The following is a 17,453-nucleotide window of genomic DNA, read 5'->3' on the forward strand; positions in this document are numbered from 1 at the left end:
AAAAAAGAAGAAAAAAAGGAACCACCACAACAACAAGCACAAACCACCCCCCTCGCCATGCCCTCCCCCCCCCCCCCCCCCCCCCCCCCCCCCCCCCTGTTTCCCCCCCCTCCCCCCCCCCCCCCCCCCCCCCCCCCCAGGCCGGGGGACAGGGCGGGACGCCGAGGGGGCGGCTCCCCGCCCGTCGGCGGAGGCGGGCGGCTCAGATCATCAGGATGATGCGGCCGGGCCGGTGACCCGCCTCCGCGCGGCGATGGGCCTCCGCGGCCGCCTCCAGGGGCATGACGTCGGCCACCCGGGTGGTCAGCTCGCGGTCCGCGACCTTCTGCAGGCTCTCCCTGAGCCGGACGATGTCCGGCTGGGCCCGCACGGTCTCGACGCGGATGTCCCGCTCGGGGACCGGGACCCGGTCGGGGGCGAGGGCGAGGAAGACGCCGTCGTCCCGCAGCACCGGGAGGAGCGCCTCGCCGACCAGGGCGCCGTCGAAGATCGCGTGGACCCGGTCCGGGTCGCTCTCCAGCACCCGGGCGACGACCTCCTCCGGGGTGCCGCGGGTGATGACGTGATCGGCGCCGAGGACCCTCAGCTCGCTCTCGTCGCCCTCGTGGACGACGGCCACCACCCGCAGGCCGGAGGCCGAGGCGTACTGGACGGCCAGACGGCCCACCACCGCGCTGGCGCCGGTCACGAGCAGGGTCGCGCCCGGCGGGAGCGTGAGGCGGTCCAGCCCCTGCTGCGCCGTGGCGGAGGCCAGGGGGAGCGAGGCGGCGACCGTGAACTCCACGTCGTCCGGGACCGGGGCCAGCCACTCCGGGGCGACCCGCACGATCTCCGCGTAGGTGCCCTCGCCCGTCAGCTCCGTGTACCAGGGCACGAATCCGGCCACACGGGTGCCGGGCTCCAGCCCCGGCACGGGATCGAGCAGCTTGCCCGCGAAGTCCGTCCCCAGCACGAAGGGAGGAGTGAGGGCGCCGACCGCGTCGGCGTAGTGGCCGGCGCGGATGCGCAGGTCGGCCTGATTGACGCCCGCGGCCTTCAGACGGACCCGCACCCGGCCGGGGACGTCACCGGCCTCCGGTTCGGGCCGGCGGGCCATCCTGAGGACCTCAGGTCCACCGTAGGCGGTCACTTCGACGACACGCATGGGGTACTCCTCAGACGGAAGGCCCCCTCGTCGCCATTACACCCACGCTCCACACCCCCGGCAACTCTGGTGACCCACCCGCGCACGACGGGCCGGGAGATCGAGCACGCCTGTACCTGGGGCGGCCGCCGGCCGACTCCCTGACCACCCGCTTCCTCACCTACCTCGTCCGGGGCGGCGGCCAGGACGTCGTCCTGACCCACGGCCACCTGCCCTGCGCCACCCCCAAGGGGCTGCGGATCTGCGGAGACGGCTGAGGCCCCGTCTGGCATGCTCTGACGACGTGGAGCCATTGAGCGCGGAAGACCCGGTCGGCATCGGCCCGTTCCGACTGATCGGCCGCCTCGGCGTCGGGGGCATGGGCCGGGTGTTCCTGGCGCGTTCGGCGGGCGGGCGGACGGTCGCGGTGAAGGTGGTGCACGCGGAGCTGGCCGCCCAGGACGAGTTCCGGCGCCGCTTCGCCCGCGAGGTCGCCGCGCTGGAGCGGGTCGGGGGCACCGGCACCGCGCCCGTGCTGGGCTCGGACACCGCCGCCGCGTCCCCGTGGGTGGCGATCGGGTACGTGCCGGGGCCGTCGCTGCGGACCGTGGTCGGCGACGAGTTCGGGCCGCTGCCGCCGACGACCGTACGGTCCCTCGCCTCGGGTCTCGCCCGCGCCCTCGTCCACATCCACGACGCCGGGCTCGTCCACCGCGACCTCAAGCCCTCCAACGTGCTGCTGACCGTCGACGGCCCCCGGGTCATCGACTTCGGCATCGCCCGCGCCGTCGACACGGTCGCCGACGGCGGCGGCCTGACCAGTACCGGGGCCGTCGTCGGATCGCCCGGCTTCATGTCCCCCGAGCAGGTGCGCGGCGAGCACCTCACACCGGCGTCGGACGTCTTCTGCCTCGGCTCGGTCCTCGTCTACGCGGCGACCGGCCGGGCCCCCTTCGGAACGGCGGACAGCGGCGTCCACGCGACCATGTTCCGCATCGCCCACGACGAACCCGACCTGACGGACCTCCCGCCCGAGCTCTCCGGACTGATCCGGGCCTGCCTCTCCAAGGATCCGGAGGCCCGCCCCTCGGCGGCGGAGATCGCCGAGACCCTCCCGGTCGCCGACCCCTGGCTCCCGGCGGACGTCCTCGCCCCCATCGGCCGCCACGCGGCCCGGCTCCTGGAGGCCGAGGGCAGCGCCCCGGCGTCCGAGACTCCCCCGCCGTCCGCCCCGGCCTCCGCCTCCGGCGCGGGCACGGCCGCGACCACCCCCTCGGCTGCCGCGCCCCGGCGGCGCGGCCGCACCGTGCTGCTCGCCGCCGTCACGGCCCTGGCGGTCGCGGCGGCGGCCGGCGTCGCGTCCACGTACTGGCCCCGCGGCGGCGGGTCCGGCGGCACCGGCGGCCACAAGAACGGCGGCACCAGCGGCGGCCCCGCACCCGGGATCGTGCCGGCCGCCTTCCTCGGCGCCTGGGAGGGCGTCCTGAAGGGCTCGGCGGACGTCCCGTACGAGACCCGCAGGATCGAGGTCACCCAGGGGCCCGCCGGGGCCAGGGCGGCCGTCTACACCCACGTCACCGGGGAACAGCTCTGCATCGGCCGGGCCACCCTGGTCTCCGCCACCGACGGCGAACTCGTCCTCGGCGAGGCGGAGATCACCGCGAGCGTCCCCGCCCAGCGCTGCACCCCGGCGGCCCGCCAGACCCTCACGCTGCGTTCGACCGACGTCGTCGAGTGGGGTTCCGGCGTCGCCAAGGGCACCTTCCGCCGGGTCGAGGCCGGCACGGACGTCGTCCCCGCCGCGTACGTGGGGACCTGGAAGCAGGCGCCCGACACCCTGACCCAGCCCGAGCCCGACCGCTGGTCCTACCGGCTCATCGTCACCCAGGGCCCGGTCGGCGCACCGCTCGTCCGCTTCGAGCAGTCGTACCCGCGCATGGACGACCAGGGCAACCTCCTCGCCGACGACGTCGACTGCGCCTCCACCGCCCTCGTCGGCGGCGCCGGCTCCCTCCTCGTCATCGGCCCCGAGACCCGCGACCCCGACACCTGGGACTCCGACTGCGCCGAGAACGGCTCCAGCAACCTCCGCATCGTCCGCCACCAGGGCAAGGAACGCCTCCAGGTCTACGGCATGAGCGCGGACGGCGAACCGGCGGAGTTCGTCCGCGACTAGGGCGTCCCGTCCGGGTGGGAGGGGACGACCCACGCGGCCCCTCCCGGAGCGGAGGGGACCCCGGGCCGCCCCTCCCGGAGCGGGAGGGGACGGTCCGGTCCGCTCAGCGGGCGAGGAGGTCGAGCGCGGCCCGCACGGAGTCCAGGAGCGGCTGGCCGACCGCGCCGACGGTGGCGGCGATCGCCGCCAGGGCCATCAGCGAGCGGCGCCGGGCCGTCGGCTCGGCGGCCGGCCCGCCGGCGAGGACCGGGAGCGCGTCGTCGAGGGACGCGCGGTCCTCCTCCGGCACCTCCTCCCGCAGCGCCCGCGCCAGTGCCACGACGGCCCGCAGCGTCTCCTCCAGGGTGGGCGGCGGGGCGTGATGGTGGTGGACGATGCCGTGGTTGCCCTGACCGCCGTGCATGTTGACCACGTCGCCGTAGTGGTGGTCCCCCGCGTTCACTTGGACACCCCCGTGTTGCCGCTGCCGCCGTACATGTTCACCGAGTCCCCGAAGAAGTAGTTGCCGTAGTTGGTGACGGCGAGCGTGGACACCGTGGCGCGGAGCTCGGCGTCCGGCTTGTCGATCGCCTCGGCGATCTCGTGGACGAGCCGCTCCAGGTGCTCGCGCCTGCCGGTCACCAGGGCCGTGGACCGCCCGTTCGTCTCGACCGCGAGGACGTCGTGGGACTGGGCGAAGACGACGGAGATCATGTCGACGACGAAGTAGATCAGCGCGCCCACGACGAGGACCTGGACGAAGCCGAGGATGTCGTCGATGTCGCTGCCGCCCGACCCGTACCCGTCGGACGAGTCGGTGAAGCTCATGAGGATCAGGAGCAGGAAGACGGTGGTCCCGCCCCGCTTCAGGAAGCGGACGAACGCCTCGCCCCGGCGGGGCCGGAGCACGAAGGTGTGGACGCGGACGATGTTCTCCAGCGGATAGGCGCCCCCGTGCACCCAGAGCAGCCGCTTGCTGATGACCAGACCGTGCCCGGACGGCGGAACGGCCGGGGCGGCGAGTGCGCGCTCCGGCTCGTTCCACGGCCGCGATGCCCGGGCACCCCGCGCCGCGGGGGGCGTCGGGACCGCGGAATCCGGCGGTGGGCTCGACGCGGCCGGCGGACGATTCGGCTTCGGTGGCGGCGTTCCGTTCGTTCCCATGAGTCCCCCCGAGATGGAACCACTACGACGTGCCCCTCATTACGCAGCCGAACCACCTTTCCCACAAGGCGAGTTCAGGACGCCTGTGCGGCGACCTCGGAGGCCGCGTGGGCGTAGGCGCGGACGAGGGGGCGGGGGTCGTCGGCGCGCCAGGCGAGGGCGAAGCGGCTGGGGGAGACGCCGTGGACGGGGCGGGTGACGACGCCGTCGCGGGTGAGCAGGGGGGCGTTGCCGGCGGCGACCAGGCAGATGCCGAGGCCGCCGACGAGGGCCTCGTAGGTCTCGTCGGCGCTGGCGATCTCGCCGCCGATGACCGGCGGGCGTCCGCCGCGGGCGTCCACGGCCAGCCAGTGGTCGCGGAGTTCGGGGCCGCTGGCCGGCAGGGCGAGGAAGGGCTCGTCGAGGAGGTCGTCGAGGCGCAGGGTGGTGCGGGCGGCCAGTGGATGGGTCTCCGGGAGGGCCACCAGCCGGGGTTCGGTGGCCACCACGACCCAGCGGAAGCGCTCCGCGCCGGCCAGCGGGAGCCAGACGAACGCCACGTCGCTGGTCCCGTCGGCGAGGCCGGCCGTGGGGTCCTCCCAGCCGACCTGGCGCAGTTTCAGCCGGGCCTCGGGGTGGCCGCCGGTGAAGCGGGAGCGGATCGCGGGCAGCAGTCCGCCCCGCCCGGGGCTGGTGCTCATGCCGACGACGACCGTGCTCTCCGCGGCCTCCCGGGCGCGGCGCACGGCCTCGTGGCCCTCCTGCCAGGCGGCGATCGTGGCGCGGGCGTGCGGCACCAGGGCCGTACCGACGGGGGTGAGGGCGACGCCCTGCCGGTCGCGGTCGAAGAGGGCGGCGCCCAGCTGCCGTTCCAGCGCCCGGATCTGTTTGCTCAGCGCGGGCTGCGAGACGTAGAGCCGCTCGGCCGCGCGGGTGAAGTGGAGCTCCTCGGCGACCGCGAGGAAGTAGCGCAGATCCCGCCCGTGCACATCCATAGCCATGGGTTATCACGGGAGATCTTGGACGGGCAAAGCCCTTGCGGCGCAAGCTTGTTGTGTCACCGAGCAGCATCCACGAGGGGGAGTACGCACATGAGCAAGGTCTGGCTGGTCACGGGTGCCAACAGCGGTTTCGGGCGCGCCTTCGCCGAGGCCGCGGTCGCGGCCGGCGACGTCGTGGTCGCCGCCGCCCGCCGCACCGAGACGCTGGACGACCTGGTCGCCGCCCACCCGGACCAGGTGGACGCGGTCGCCCTGGACGTGACGGACGCCGTCGCGGTCGACCGGGTCGTGGCGACGGCGGTCGAGCGCCACGGGCGCATCGACGTCCTGGTCAACAACGCGGGCCGCACCCACGTCGGTTCGGTCGAGGAGACGGACGACGCCGAGCTGCGGTCCCTCTTCGACGTCCACGTCTTCGGCCCCGCGGCCCTCGCCCGGGCCGTCCTGCCGCACATGCGGGCCCGCCGTTCCGGCGCGATCGTGCAGCTCAGCAGCGTCGGCGGGCAGATGTCGATGGCCGGGTTCGGCGCCTACAGCGCGACCAAGTTCGCCCTGGAGGGCATGTCGGAGGCGCTGGCGGCCGAGGTCGGCCCGCTGGGGGTGAAGGTTCTGATCGTGGAGCCCGGCGCCTTCCGCACGGGCCTCTTCGGCAACCACAGCCTCAGCGGGGACGGCATCGCCGACTACGCCGACACCGTCGGCGCGACCCGCGCCTTCGTCGAGACCGGTGGCGGCACCCAGGCCGGCGACCCGGCGAAGGCCGTGGCGGCGGTCGTCCGGGCGCTCGAAGCGGAGGAGACCCCGCTGCGGCTCGCGCTGGGCGACGACTCGATCGACACGATCCTCGCCCACCTGGACCAGGTCCGCGCCGACGTCACCGCCTGGGAGAAGGTCGGCCGCGACACCAGGGTGTCCTGACGCGTCGGGCCCCGGACGCGACCGTGCTCCCTCCCCCGGATCGGTCCGGGGGAGGGAGCACGGCGTGGTGCGCGGTGCGTGCCGCGCGAGGACGTCCTAGAGGAACGAGTTGATCTCGATCGTCTCGGTGCGGCCGGGGCCGACGCCGATCGCGGAGATCGGGGCGCCCGACATCTCCTCCAGGGCCTTCACGTACGCCTGCGCGTTCTTCGGCAGGTCGGCGAAGGTCTGCGCCTTGGTGATGTCCTCGGACCAGCCCGGCAGCATCTCGTAGATCGGCTTCGCGTGGTGGAAGTCGGTCTGCGAGTAGGGCAGCTCCTCGACGCGCTTGCCGTCGATCTCGTACGCGACGCAGACCGGGATCTGCTCCCAGCCGGTCAGCACGTCCAGCTTGGTGAGGAAGAAGTCGGTCAGGCCGTTCACGCGGGTGGCGTAGCGGGCGATGACCGCGTCGAACCAGCCGCAGCGGCGGTCACGGCCGGTGGTGACGCCCCGCTCGCCGCCGATGCGGCGCAGCGCCTCGCCGTCCTCGTCGAACAGCTCCGTCGGGAACGGGCCGGCGCCGACACGGGTCGTGTAGGCCTTGAGGATGCCGATGACCCGGCTGATCTTCGTCGGGCCCACGCCGGCGCCGGTGCAGGCGCCGCCCGCGGTCGGGTTCGAGGAGGTGACGAAGGGGTACGTGCCGTGGTCGACGTCGAGCAGGGTGCCCTGGCCGCCCTCGAAGAGCACGACCTTGTCGTCGTCGAGCGCCTTGTTGAGGATCAGCGTCGTGTCGGCGACGAAGGGCTTGATCTGCTCCGCGTACTGGAGCATCTCCTCGACGATCTGCTCGGCCTGGATCGCGCGGCGGTTGTAGAGCTTGGCCAGGAGCTGGTTCTTGCCCTCCAGCGCCGCCTCGACCTTCTGCTCGAGGATCGACTCGTCGTAGAGGTCCTGGACCCGGATGCCGACGCGGTTGATCTTGTCGGCGTAGGTCGGGCCGATGCCGCGCCCGGTGGTGCCGATCTTGCGCTTGCCGAGGAACCGTTCCGTCACCTTGTCGAGGGTGACGTTGTACGGGGTGATCAGGTGGGCGTTGCCGCTGATCAGGAGCTTCGACGTGTCGACGCCTCGCTCGTTCAGTCCGCTCAGCTCGGAGAGCAGGACCGCCGGGTCGACGACGACTCCGTTTCCGATCACCGGGGTACACCCCGGCGAGAGGATTCCGGAAGGGAGAAGATGCAGCGCGTACTTCTGGTCGCCGACGACGACGGTGTGGCCGGCGTTGTTGCCGCCCTGGTAACGCACTACATAGTCAACGGATCCACCGAGGAGGTCGGTGGCCTTTCCCTTGCCCTCGTCACCCCACTGAGCACCGAGCAGCACAAGTGCGGGCACAGGCGTACACCCCTTCCGGGTGGGGCATGTCCAAGGTCAGGGGGCGTACGCCGCCTCACCGGTGTGCCCCGGAATAGACGAAGCCCCTGGCGCAATAGCGCAAGGGGCTCTTGCACAAAGATGCTACCCGAGGAAGGACCGAGGTGTCGGATCACGACCAGCTGCTGGTCATCGTCGACCCGGTCGCCCGCCGATGTGACGGCGAGTCCGTGCGGATCGCGAAAGATGTCCTGTCCGCGGGCGCGGAGGCGAAGATCTGCCTGCCGGACGGCCCGGAGGAATTCTCCCGCGCCCTGGCCAGGCGCGGTTCCCGGCGCCCCGTGGTGCTCGGCGACGACCGGGCGCTGCTGCGCACGGTGACGCTCCTGCACCGGGAGCGGGAGCTCTCCGGGTCCGCCCTCTCCCTCGTCCCGATCGGCCCGCCGGACGCCCGCGAGGTGGCCCACGCGCTCGGCGTGCCGCGCTCCACGCCGGAGGCGGCCCGGGCGGTCCTGGACGGGTCGGTCCGCCGCCTGGACCTGCTCGTCGACGACAGCGACGGCGTGGTCCTCGGCGACCTGCTGGTGCCGGCCGCCCCCGCGCTGTCCTCGGCGGCCCCGTCGGTCTGGGGCACCTGCCGCTCCCTCGTCCGCACCCTGGTCCGCCCGGCGCCCACCGCCCTCGCGGTCCGCACCCACCGGCTGCGCGTGGAGGCGGACGGGGTGCTCCTCGCCGACGTGGACGATCCGGTGGAGGGGCTGACGGTCCGCTCCGCCGCCGGTACCGCCCGGGTGACCGTCCGCCCGTCGGCCGCGCCGGCGCGGCACGCCTCCGCCCGCACGCTCACGGTGTCCGGCCCCGACTTCCGCTACCGCGCCGACGGCCGGCTCTCCGGTCCCGTCCGCCGCCGCACCTGGACCGTCCGCCCCGCCGCCTGGGGGCTGACCCTGCCCCGCGACCCGGCCCGGGAGCGGCTCACGACGCCCTGACCCCGCCGTCGGGCGGGTCAGACCTCCACGAGGAGCTCGTCGAAGCCGCGGATGACGTAGCCGGGCTTCCGGACGGGTTCGGCGGTCAGGCGGAGGGCGGGGGCCTGCCTCAGGAGTTCGCCGAAGACGGCGGTGAGTTCGAGGCGGGCGAGCGGGGCGCCGAGGCAGTAGTGGATGCCGGCGCCGAAGGTGAGGTGGGGGTTGTCGGCCCGTTCGAGGTCGAGGACGTCCGCGGTGGGGCCGAAGCGGGCGGGGTCGCGGTTGGCGGAGCCGAAGAGCAGGGCGACCTCGGAGCCGCGCGGGACGACCTGGCCGCCGAGCTCGATGTCGTCGAGGACCCAGCGCTCGAACATCTGGAGCGGGGTGTCGTACCGCAGAAGTTCTTCCACAGCTGTGGACAACTTTTCGGGACGCGGACGGACGCCCTGCGCGAGGAGGGTGTGCCAGCCGTTGACCGTGGTGTTCACGGTGGCCTCGTGGCCGGCGTTCAGGAGGAGCACGCAGGTGGAGACCGTCTCCTGCTCGGAGAGACCCTCGACCGCGATCAGGGACGAGAGGAGGTCCGCGCCCGGTTCCCGGCGCCGCCGGGCGATCAGCTCCCGCAGGTAGGCGGAGAACTCGACGGACGCCTGGACCGCCCGCCGGGCCGTCCCGGCCGAGGGGTTCAGCTCGAACATCCCGCAGATCGCCGCCGACCAGGGCCGCAGCATGCCGCGCTCCTCGTCGTCCTCCGGGACGCCCAGCATCTCCGCGATCACCGCGACCGGCAGGGGTTCGGCGACGGCGGACAGCAGGTCCCCGCCGCCCTCGGCCACCAGATCGCCGACCAGGCCGGCGGCCAGCCGCCGTACCGTCGGGGCCAGGTCCTCCACGGTCCGCGGCGTGAACGCCTTCGAGACGAGCCGCCGGATCCGGCCGTGGTCGGCCCCCTCCAGATCCAGCAGCCCGTGGTCGTTGAGCGTGTGGAACGGCTCGTACGCGGCGTCCGGGGCCTCCCGGCCGAACTCCTCGTGCGTGAAGCGGTGGGTGTACGTCCGGCCCAGCCGCCGGTCCCGCAGGAGCGCCGAGACGTCCTCGTGGTGCGGGATCAGCCACTGCCGCGTCGGCGCGTACCAGTGGGCGCGGCCGGCGGCGCGCAGCTCCGCGTAGGCGGGGTAGGGATCGGCGACGAACTGAGGCGACCAGGGGTCGAAGGCGGCGTCCATGACCGGACGCTACCCGCGCCGGTCCCCGGCACCACTCCCCTGCGCGCCCCGCGGCGGTCCCGGGGCCGGTCAGCCGCCGACCCGGACCAGACCCGCCTCGTAGGCGAAGACCGCCGCCTGCGTGCGGTCGCGCAGGCCCAGCTTCACCAGGATCCGGCTGACGTGCGTCTTGATCGTCGACTCGGCGACGACGAGGTGCTCGGCGATCTCGGCGTTCGACAGGCCCTGGGCGATGAGGACGAGGACCTCCGTCTCCCGCTCGGTCAGCTCGCCGATCTGCGCCATCGCGGGCGGGCGCGGCGCGCTGCCCGGCGCCTTGGCGAACTCGTTGATGAGCCGCTTGGTGACGGTCGGCGCGAGGAGCGCCTCGCCGGCCGCGACGACCCGCACGCCGTCGGCGAGCTGCCGGGCCGAGGCGTCCTTGAGCAGGAAGCCGGAGGCTCCGGCCCGCAGCGCCTGGTAGACGTACTCGTCGAGGTCGAAGGTGGTCAGGACGAGGACCTTGGCGTCCGCGTCGGCGGCGACGATCTCCCGGGTGGCGTCGATGCCGTTCAGCTCGGGCATCCGGATGTCCATCAGGACGACGTCGGGGCGGAGGGCGGCGACCTGGGCGATGGCCTCGCGGCCGTTGACCGCCTCGCCGACGACCTCGATGTCCGGCATCGCGCCGAGCAGGACCGAGAAGCCCTCGCGGACCATCATCTGGTCGTCGACGATCAGGACCTTGATGCTCATTCCGCGTTCTCCCCGCGGCTCACGGGGACGAAGGCCGTCACCTCGTAGCCGCCGTCGTCGGTCGCCTCGGCCGTCATCTCCCCGCCGAGCATCGTCACCCGCTCCCGCATGCCGGTGATGCCGTGGCCGGCGCCCGGCGAGGGCTTGACGAGACCGCGCGCGGGGCCGTTGGCGATGCGCAGGCCGAGGCCGCCGAGGACGTAGCTGACCTCGACCTTCGCCGCCGCGCCGGGGGCGTGCCGCAGCACGTTCGACAGGGCCTCCTGGACAATCCGGTACGCGGAGAGCTCCACGCCCTGCGGCAGCTCGCGCACGGCGCCGGTGACCGTCTTCTCGACGTCGAGGCCGGCCTCGGCGACGTTGCGGATCAGCGCGTCCAGGTCGCCGAGGGTCGGCTGCGGGGCGTCGGGCGCCTCGTAGTCCTCGGCCCGGACGACGCCGAGGATGCGGCGCAGCTCGGTGAGGGCGGCGACGGCGTTCTCGCGGATGGTGAGGAAGGCCTGCTCCAGCTCCGGCGGCGGGTTCTCGACGCGGTAGGGCGCGGCCTCGGCCTGGATGGCGACCACCGACATGTGGTGGGCGACGACGTCGTGGAGCTCGCGGGCGATGGTGGTGCGCTCCTCCAGGACGGTCCGCCGGGAGATCTCCTGGGCGGTGACGGTCTGCTGCGCGGTGACCTCGCGGTCGGCCTGGCGGCGGACCTGGAAGACGGTGACGGTGAGCAGGACCATCGCCGACACGAAGATCATGGGGAACGCGTCGCTGCCGCCTCCGCCGCCGAGGAACATCTCGGCGAAGAGGGCGTAGCCGGCCGTCGCGATCCACATCCACAGCGCGGTGCGGGGCCGGGTGCGGGCGGCGACGACGCCGAGGATCACCAGGTGCGCGGCGAAGGAGTTCGCCGCCCAGGGGAAGCCGCTGCCGAAGCCGCCGACGGCCCCGATGAACGGCGCCGACGCGAGGGAGGCCCAGAAGGCGAGGACCGGGCGGACCAGGGTGAGCAGCACGATCGCGGGCGGCACGCAGGTCGCGACCAGCGAGATCGGGCCGAAGCCGCTGTGGACGCGCTCGTAGCCGATCAGGAAGACGATCATCGCCAGGAAGCCGACGACCGCGTGCGGGAACAGGCCGGCGGACTCCCGTATGCGTGAGGGCAGGAAGCGGGCCGGGCCGCCGGTCACGTCCGCGCGTGGCATCGGCCGGTAGGCGAAGGCGTCGTGGAGGAGTTCCTGGCGCAGCCCTCCGAGCGCCACCTGCACCAGGCGGAACTCGGGGCTGCGGCTCGTCTCGGAGAGCGGTGTCTGGGTCACGAGAACAACGGTACGGGGGGAGACGGACGGGGTCGTCCGGCTCCGTACGGATCCTCCCGGGTCCCCCTTGAGGAGGAGGGGGGCGCCGGAGCGCCCCCCTCCGGGGCTCAGGCGAGGTGGTTGAACGTGGTGCCCTCGCCGGCGTAGACCGTGGTGGTCTGGCGGCCGAGGGGGGCGGTGGGGCTGCCGGTGGCGGGGTAGACCGTGGCGCCGGCGGGGCCGTAGGCGACCAGGTCGGGGCGGCCGTCGGCGGTGACGTCGCCGGCGCCGACGAGGTGGGTGAACCCGCCCCATCCGGCGCTGATCCGCACGCGGGCGGAGAAGGTGCCGGCGCCGTTTCCGGGGTAGAGCCACAGCACGCCGGCGGTGTCCCGGGCGAGGAGGTCGCCCGCGGCGGTGCCGGTGACGTCGCCGACGGCGGTGATCTGGTCGAAGCCGTTCCAGCCGGCGCCGAGCCGGGTGCGGGCGGAGTAGGGCGCGGACCAGCTGCCGGTGGCCTTGTAGAGCCACATGACGCCGGCGGTGTCGGTGGCCACGAGGTCGGGCCGCCCGTCGCCGGTGAGGTCGCTGCCGGCGGCGAACTTGTTGTAGCCCTGCCAGCCCGCGCTGATCCTGACGCGGGTGTCGAAGGTCCCGTCGCCCTTGCCGAGGTAGCTCCACAGCACGCCGGCGGTGTCGCGGGCGATGAGGTCGCCCGCGGGCCCTCCGGCGAGGTTCCCGGCGGCCTCGATCTGGTTGTAGATCTGCCAGCCGGCTCCCAGGCGGGTGCGCCGGGCGGGGACGATCTGGCCGTCCACGGGACGGTCCCGCAGGTCGTCGCGCCACAGGACGCCCGCGGCGTCGCGGGCGAGGAGGTCGGTGGCGCCGTTGTCGTCGTAGTCGTGCGGGTTGGCCGTGCGGGTGACGTTCATGAGCCAGCCCTGGTAGGCGGGCTCGCCGGCGCCGCCCGGGAGCGTCGCCTCGGCCTCCACGCCGTACCTGCCGTTCGGCGCGTCCACGCCGTCGATGACGCCGTCCCAGTCGAAGGAGAACAGGGTGCCGGACGCCGGCGCGGTCAGGCGCTTGGTGAACTCCTTGCCCGTGGCGATGTGCGTGAGCGTGACGTCCAGGTAGGCGTCGGCGCGCGACAGCGTCCAGCCCAGGGTCACCTTGCCGCCGGTCTTGTCGAGGTCGACCGCGTCGGGGACGTGGACCTGCTCGATCGCCAGCGGCTTCTCCGCCGGAGGCGGGCCCGTCTCCGCGACCTTGGTGACCTTCGGGGTGCCGTCCGCGGCGGCCGCGATGCGGAACAGCCCCTCGCCCTCGGCGCCTCGGCTGCCGCCCAGCACGGCGGAGCCGTCGGCGGCGGCCACCGCGAAGCCCGAGGCGGAGATGCCGAGTTCACGGATCTCGCCGTCGGCCAGGGAGACGGCCCGGGCGGGCTTGGAGGGGTTGCCGTAGACGAGCCAGGAGCCGACGAGCTGGTGGTACCACTGGTCACCGCGGGGGCCCAGGACGGTCTTCTTCTCCTCGCGCGTCGCGCGGTCGACGGAGGTGACGTAGAGGCCGGTGCCGGCGGCGTAGTCCACCCAGGCGACGTGCGAGGCGGAGCCCATCAGGGTGGTGAAGTCGTATCCGGACTCGACGGAGGCGTACGTCTCCGTCACCGCGCCGGTCGCCACGTCGATCAGGGCCCTGCCGCCGGTCCGGGCGTTCGCCGGGCCCGTCGAGTAGCCGACGAGGACGGAGCCGTCCTGGACCTGCTCGCCGACGAACTCGGCGGCGTCGGCGGGCAGTCCGGAGACCTCGTGGGTCTCCGTCGCGGCGCCGTTCCTGCTCACGACGTGCAGTGCGGTCGTGCCGTCGCCCTTCGTCAGCTGCGCGAGGACGGCGGCCGGGCCCAGCGCGGTCACGTAGGTGCCGTTCAGCGGGCGGAGGTCGATGGCCACGCCCGGGGCGGCCGGGTCCGCCATGTCCTTCAGCGTCAGGGACCGCATCTGGAGGGTCCAGCCGTCGTCGCCGAGGACGACCACGTCGCCGCCGCCCAGGACGGCGGCGCCGTTCTCGGGCTCCTGGATCCAGGTCGGGGCGCTTCCGTCGTACGGCGTCCACAGCGCCTTCCGCTCGCCGTCGCCGAAGACGTGGCTGAGGAAGCCGGTGGTGCCCGCGCCCGCCAGCGACCCGCCCTCGGGGAAGACGGGCAGGCCCTCGGCCTCGGCGGCCGGTGCCGGGGCCGGGGCGGTGGCGGCGAAGGCGGCCGGGGCGGCGGCCAGGGTGCCGGCGCCGAGCGCGGTGACGGCGAGGACGGCGGTCACGGCGGAGGCGAGACGGATGCCGGAGAGACGGGACTGCAAGGTGAAACCCCCACGGGAAGATCGGACACGGGAGAGCCGTGCCTGATGAGACTCGCGACCGGTCCCCAGGGTTGTACGCGCACCCGACATGCGTTCGATCCCGGGTCCGGGCGGGCCGTACCGCTAGAAGGCCAGCTGGGCGATCTCCTCCGCGACGACCGCGCAGGCGTCGGCGGCCGGGTCGATGAGGGGGAAGTGGCCGACCTCCTCCAGGAAGGTGAGGCCGGTCTCCTCGCCCGCCTTGCCGGCGGCCTCCGCGTACGCCTCGGCGACGGCGCGGGGGACGACGAGGTCCTCTCGGCCGTGGACGACGGTGGTCGCGATGCCGGTCGGCAGGAGGCGGGAAGGATCGGCGAGGGCGGCGCGCGCCTCGAACTCGGCCGGATCGCCCAGCAGTTCACCGACGGCTCCGCCGCACACCCCGAGTTCCACCGCGCGGCCGAAGTGGGCGATCGGGGCGAGCGCGACGACCCCGCGGACGGCCGGCGGGGCGGGGAGGTGCCAGGGCGCGCCGGCGGGCAGGCCGTGCCGGGCGGCTGCCCACAGCGCGAGGTGGCCGCCCGCCGAGTGGCCGGTGAGGACCACGCGGCCGACGTCGGCCTGCGGCAGGTGGGCCGCGGCCAGTTCCGGGACGGCGTCGAGCGCGGCGGCGACGTCGTCGAAGGTCTCGGGCCAGCGGCCGGCGACCGGGGCGGTGCCGCCCTGGCGGGGGATGTCACTGCCGCGCCGGTACTCGACGTTCGCCACGGCGAAGCCCCGGCGGGCCAGGAAGTCCACGAAGGGGGTCAGGTGCTGCCGGTCGTACGGGGCGCGCCAGGCGCCGCCGTGCAGGGCGACCACGAGGGGCGCCCGGGTGCTCCCGTCGCGCGGGGCGTAGAAGTCGATCACCTGGTCCGGGTGGTCGCCGTACGCGGCGGAGGCGTCCGGGGGGACGGCCGGGTGCGAGAACGCCGACGCCTCTTCGGCGGCATCACGCGCGGCGGGGTCCGGCATGCTGTTCCACCCTCTCGGATACGCGGCCGCGTCGGCCTGATCTGCGGGGACGGTACCAGCACCGGAGCCCCCGCAGACCAGGTGATCGACGGGCGGTCGATCGAGGCCGGACGCCCGCTACGCGGGGAGGTCGGCCAGGACCTCCGCGAGGACCCTCGCGGCCCTCTCCGCGTCGGCGAAGCCGACGTACAGCGGCGTGAAGCCGAACCGCAGCACGTCCGGGCGGCGGAGGTCGCCGACCACCCCGCGGCGGATGAGCTCGGCCATGACGGCCGGGGCCCCGGCGCACCGCAGGGCGACCTGGCTGCCCCGCTCGCCGTGCTCCTCGGGCGTCGCGGACTCGACCCGGCCCGCGGGGACGTACGCCCGCACGCACTCCAGGAAGAAGTCCGTCAGCGCCAGGGACTTGGCCCGCACGTCCTCGACGTCGACGCCGTCCCAGACGTCCAGCGCCGATTCGAGGGCCAGCATCGACAGGATGTCCGGGGTGCCGACCCGGCCCCGCACGGCCCCCTCGGCCGCCGTGTAGCCGGGGGTCATCGCGAACGGGTCGGCGTGCGAGTTCCAGCCGGGCAGCGGCGAGTCGAAGGCGGCCTGGTGGCGCTCGGCGACGTACAGGTACGCGGGCGAACCGGGGCCGCCGTTCAGGTACTTGTAGGTGCAGCCGACGGCCAGGTCGACGCCGTGGGCGTCCAGCCCGACGGGCAGGGCGCCCGCGCTGTGGCACAGGTCCCAGACGGCGAGCGCGCCCGCCGCGTGGAGGGCGGCGGTGATGCCGGGCAGGTCCTGGAGCCGGCCGCTGCGGTAGTCGACGTGGTTGACGAGCGCGGCGGCCGTGCGCGGACCGGCCGCGCCGGGGATCGCGGCGGGGTCGACGGGCACGATCCGGTGCCCGGTCATCCGCGCCGCCGACTCCGCGATGTATCCGTCCGTGGGGAAGGTCGTCGCGTCGACGAGGATCTCGTCGCGGTCGTCCCCGGCGAGCCGGGCCGCGGCGACGACGGCCTTGAAGACGTTCACGCTGGTCGAGTCGCCGACGACGATCCGGCCGGGGGCGGCGCCGACGATCGGCGCGATCCGGTCGCCGATCCGCTCGGGCGCGGTCCACCAGCCGGACTCGTCCCAGGAGCGGATGCGCAGCTCGCCCCACTCGCGGGTGATGACGTCGGCCATGCGGGCCGGGACGTGGGCGGGCAGCGCGCCGAGGGAGTTGCCGTCGAGGTAGACGGTGCCGGCGTCGAGGGTGAACTTCTCGCGGTGCTTGCCCAGCCCGTCGGCGGCGTCGAGCTCCAGCGCCCTTCCGAGGAGGTCAGACATGGCTGCGGGCCGTCCAGAGCTCGGGGAACACGTTCTTCTGGGCGCGCTTCTCCAGCCAGGCCACGCCGGCCGAGCCGCCGGTGCCGGTCTTGGCTCCCATCGCGCGCCGGGTCGCGACCAGGTGGTCGTTGCGCCAGCGCCAGACGAGCTCGGCGACGTCGCTGAGGGCCTCGCCGAGGCGGACGAGTTCGCCGTTCTGGTCGGCGTCGGCGTAGATCCCGGCCCAGACCGCCTCGACCTCGGGGGAGGGCTCGTACCGCTGCGACAGGTCGCGGCCGAGGACGCCGGCCGGCACGGGCAGTCCGCGGCGGGCCAGGAACGCGAGGACCTCGTCGTACAGGCTGGGCTCGTGGAGCGCCTTCTCCAGCTCGGCGTGGACGCGGGGCGCGCCCCGGTGCGGGACGAGCATGGAGGCGGCCTTGTCGCCGAGCAGGAACTCCATCCGCCGGTACATCGCCGACTGGAAGCCGGAGCCCTCGCCGAGCGCGGCGCGGTAGGCGTTGAACTGGGCGGGGGTGAGCTGGGCCAGCGGCCGCCAGGAGTGGTTGAGCGCCTCCAGCTCGCGCACGGAGCGCTTGAGCGCGTCCATCGCGACGGGGACGCGGTCCTCGCGCAGGGCGCGGCTCGCGGTCTCCCATTCGTGGACGATCACCGTGAACCACAACTCCATGACCTGGGTGGTGACCAGGAAGACCATCTCGCCCGGGTCGTCCGAGCGGAGGTGCTGGAGGTGGGTGAGGACGTCCGCCTGGACGTAGTCCTCGTACGGCGTGGTACCCGCGAAGTCGAGGTTCGGGTCGTCTGCGACCGAACCGGCTCCGGCATCGGGGAAGGTGGACATTGCTGTCTCCTCGATACGTACTACCGGGTAG

Annotated in this window: 15 protein-coding genes; 3 read left to right on the forward strand and 12 right to left on the reverse strand. The window is 74.0% G+C overall.

Annotated elements, in window-relative coordinates; all coding sequences use genetic code 11:
• Positions 1 to 202: 202 nt before the first annotated feature.
• A complete protein-coding gene (locus ACZ60W_RS04860; RefSeq protein ID WP_469753938.1) occupies positions 203 to 1,144 on the reverse strand; it encodes an NADP-dependent oxidoreductase in 942 nt (313 codons plus the stop codon).
• Positions 1,145 to 1,427: 283 nt separating this feature from the next.
• Here ACZ60W_RS04860 and ACZ60W_RS04865 point away from each other — a divergent pair, with 283 nt between their 5' ends.
• Entirely contained in the window at positions 1,428 to 3,299 is a 1,872-nt protein-coding gene (locus tag ACZ60W_RS04865) for a serine/threonine-protein kinase (protein WP_469753939.1), read from the forward strand.
• A gap of 103 nt (positions 3,300 to 3,402) precedes the next feature.
• Here the strand turns inward: ACZ60W_RS04865 and ACZ60W_RS04870 are convergent, their stop codons facing one another.
• The 3 genes from ACZ60W_RS04870 to ACZ60W_RS04880 form a co-directional block, all read right to left on the reverse strand.
• Positions 3,403 to 3,741, reverse strand: a complete 339-nt coding sequence (locus ACZ60W_RS04870; protein ID WP_469753940.1) for a hypothetical protein — start codon at positions 3,739 to 3,741, stop codon at positions 3,403 to 3,405.
• Positions 3,738 to 4,442 carry a DUF6232 family protein gene (locus ACZ60W_RS04875; protein WP_469753941.1) on the reverse strand — a complete coding sequence of 235 codons (705 nt, stop codon included), beginning with the start codon at positions 4,440 to 4,442 and terminating at the stop codon, positions 3,738 to 3,740. Before ACZ60W_RS04875 ends, ACZ60W_RS04870 begins: the two co-directional genes overlap by 4 nt.
• Positions 4,443 to 4,516: 74 nt before the next feature.
• Entirely contained in the window at positions 4,517 to 5,422 is a 906-nt protein-coding gene (locus tag ACZ60W_RS04880) for a LysR family transcriptional regulator (protein ID WP_469753942.1), read from the reverse strand.
• Between the two features lie 90 nt (positions 5,423 to 5,512).
• On the opposite strand from ACZ60W_RS04880, the gene ACZ60W_RS04885 reads away from it, so the two are divergent.
• Positions 5,513 to 6,340 (forward strand): oxidoreductase, encoded by an 828-nt coding sequence (locus ACZ60W_RS04885; protein ID WP_469753943.1) that lies wholly within the window; start codon positions 5,513 to 5,515, stop codon positions 6,338 to 6,340.
• Positions 6,341 to 6,436: 96 nt separating this feature from the next.
• Here ACZ60W_RS04885 and ACZ60W_RS04890 read toward each other — a convergent pair whose 3' ends face one another.
• On the reverse strand, positions 6,437 to 7,720 hold the full coding sequence (locus ACZ60W_RS04890) for an adenylosuccinate synthase (protein ID WP_469753944.1): 1,284 nt from the start codon (positions 7,718 to 7,720) through the stop codon (positions 6,437 to 6,439).
• Between the two features lie 143 nt (positions 7,721 to 7,863).
• On the opposite strand from ACZ60W_RS04890, the gene ACZ60W_RS04895 reads away from it, so the two are divergent.
• On the forward strand, positions 7,864 to 8,688 hold the full coding sequence (locus ACZ60W_RS04895; RefSeq protein ID WP_469753945.1) for a diacylglycerol kinase family protein: 825 nt from the start codon (positions 7,864 to 7,866) through the stop codon (positions 8,686 to 8,688).
• A 17-nt stretch (positions 8,689 to 8,705) separates the two neighbouring features.
• Here the strand turns inward: ACZ60W_RS04895 and ACZ60W_RS04900 are convergent, their stop codons facing one another.
• The 7 genes from ACZ60W_RS04900 to ACZ60W_RS04930 all read right to left on the reverse strand — a co-directional run bounded on the left by ACZ60W_RS04900 (position 8,706) and on the right by ACZ60W_RS04930 (position 17,422).
• Positions 8,706 to 9,893, reverse strand: a complete 1,188-nt coding sequence (locus ACZ60W_RS04900; RefSeq protein WP_469753946.1) for a cytochrome P450 — start codon at positions 9,891 to 9,893, stop codon at positions 8,706 to 8,708.
• Between the two features lie 69 nt (positions 9,894 to 9,962).
• Positions 9,963 to 10,628 (reverse strand): response regulator, encoded by a 666-nt coding sequence (locus tag ACZ60W_RS04905; RefSeq protein ID WP_469753947.1) that lies wholly within the window; start codon positions 10,626 to 10,628, stop codon positions 9,963 to 9,965.
• Positions 10,625 to 11,938, reverse strand: a complete 1,314-nt coding sequence (locus tag ACZ60W_RS04910; RefSeq protein WP_469753948.1) for a sensor histidine kinase — start codon at positions 11,936 to 11,938, stop codon at positions 10,625 to 10,627. The genes ACZ60W_RS04905 and ACZ60W_RS04910 overlap by 4 nt, the downstream gene beginning before the upstream one ends.
• 107 nt (positions 11,939 to 12,045) lie before the next feature.
• Positions 12,046 to 14,271 (reverse strand): FG-GAP repeat domain-containing protein, encoded by a 2,226-nt coding sequence (locus tag ACZ60W_RS04915; protein WP_469753949.1) that lies wholly within the window; start codon positions 14,269 to 14,271, stop codon positions 12,046 to 12,048.
• Positions 14,272 to 14,394: 123 nt separating this feature from the next.
• Positions 14,395 to 15,264 (reverse strand): alpha/beta hydrolase, encoded by an 870-nt coding sequence (locus tag ACZ60W_RS04920; RefSeq protein WP_469753950.1) that lies wholly within the window; start codon positions 15,262 to 15,264, stop codon positions 14,395 to 14,397.
• Positions 15,265 to 15,381: 117 nt separating this feature from the next.
• Complete coding sequence (gene kynU / locus ACZ60W_RS04925) at positions 15,382 to 16,581, reverse strand: kynureninase (RefSeq protein WP_469753951.1); 1,200 nt, start codon at positions 16,579 to 16,581, stop codon at positions 15,382 to 15,384.
• Entirely contained in the window at positions 16,574 to 17,422 is an 849-nt protein-coding gene (locus tag ACZ60W_RS04930; RefSeq protein WP_469753952.1) for a tryptophan 2,3-dioxygenase, read from the reverse strand. The genes kynU and ACZ60W_RS04930 overlap by 8 nt, the downstream gene beginning before the upstream one ends.
• Positions 17,423 to 17,453 lie beyond the last annotated feature (31 nt).

Source organism: Streptomyces sp. NPDC104202 (assembly GCF_055584185.1).

Excerpts from the sequence above, each read along its gene's own strand:
- ACZ60W_RS04860 (WP_469753938.1), bottom strand. The coding sequence starts at position 1,144 with ATGCGTGTCGTCGAAGTGACCGCCTACGGTGGACCTGAGGTCCTCAGG.
- ACZ60W_RS04875 (WP_469753941.1), bottom strand. The coding sequence starts at position 4,442 with ATGGGAACGAACGGAACGCCGCCACCGAAGCCGAATCGTCCGCCGGCC.
- ACZ60W_RS04880 (WP_469753942.1), bottom strand. The coding sequence starts at position 5,422 with ATGGCTATGGATGTGCACGGGCGGGATCTGCGCTACTTCCTCGCGGTC.
- ACZ60W_RS04885 (WP_469753943.1), top strand. The coding sequence starts at position 5,513 with ATGAGCAAGGTCTGGCTGGTCACGGGTGCCAACAGCGGTTTCGGGCGC.
- ACZ60W_RS04900 (WP_469753946.1), bottom strand. The coding sequence starts at position 9,893 with ATGGACGCCGCCTTCGACCCCTGGTCGCCTCAGTTCGTCGCCGATCCC.
- ACZ60W_RS04905 (WP_469753947.1), bottom strand. The coding sequence starts at position 10,628 with ATGAGCATCAAGGTCCTGATCGTCGACGACCAGATGATGGTCCGCGAG.
- ACZ60W_RS04920 (WP_469753950.1), bottom strand. The coding sequence starts at position 15,264 with ATGCCGGACCCCGCCGCGCGTGATGCCGCCGAAGAGGCGTCGGCGTTC.
- kynU (WP_469753951.1), bottom strand. The coding sequence starts at position 16,581 with ATGTCTGACCTCCTCGGAAGGGCGCTGGAGCTCGACGCCGCCGACGGG.
- ACZ60W_RS04930 (WP_469753952.1), bottom strand. The coding sequence starts at position 17,422 with ATGTCCACCTTCCCCGATGCCGGAGCCGGTTCGGTCGCAGACGACCCG.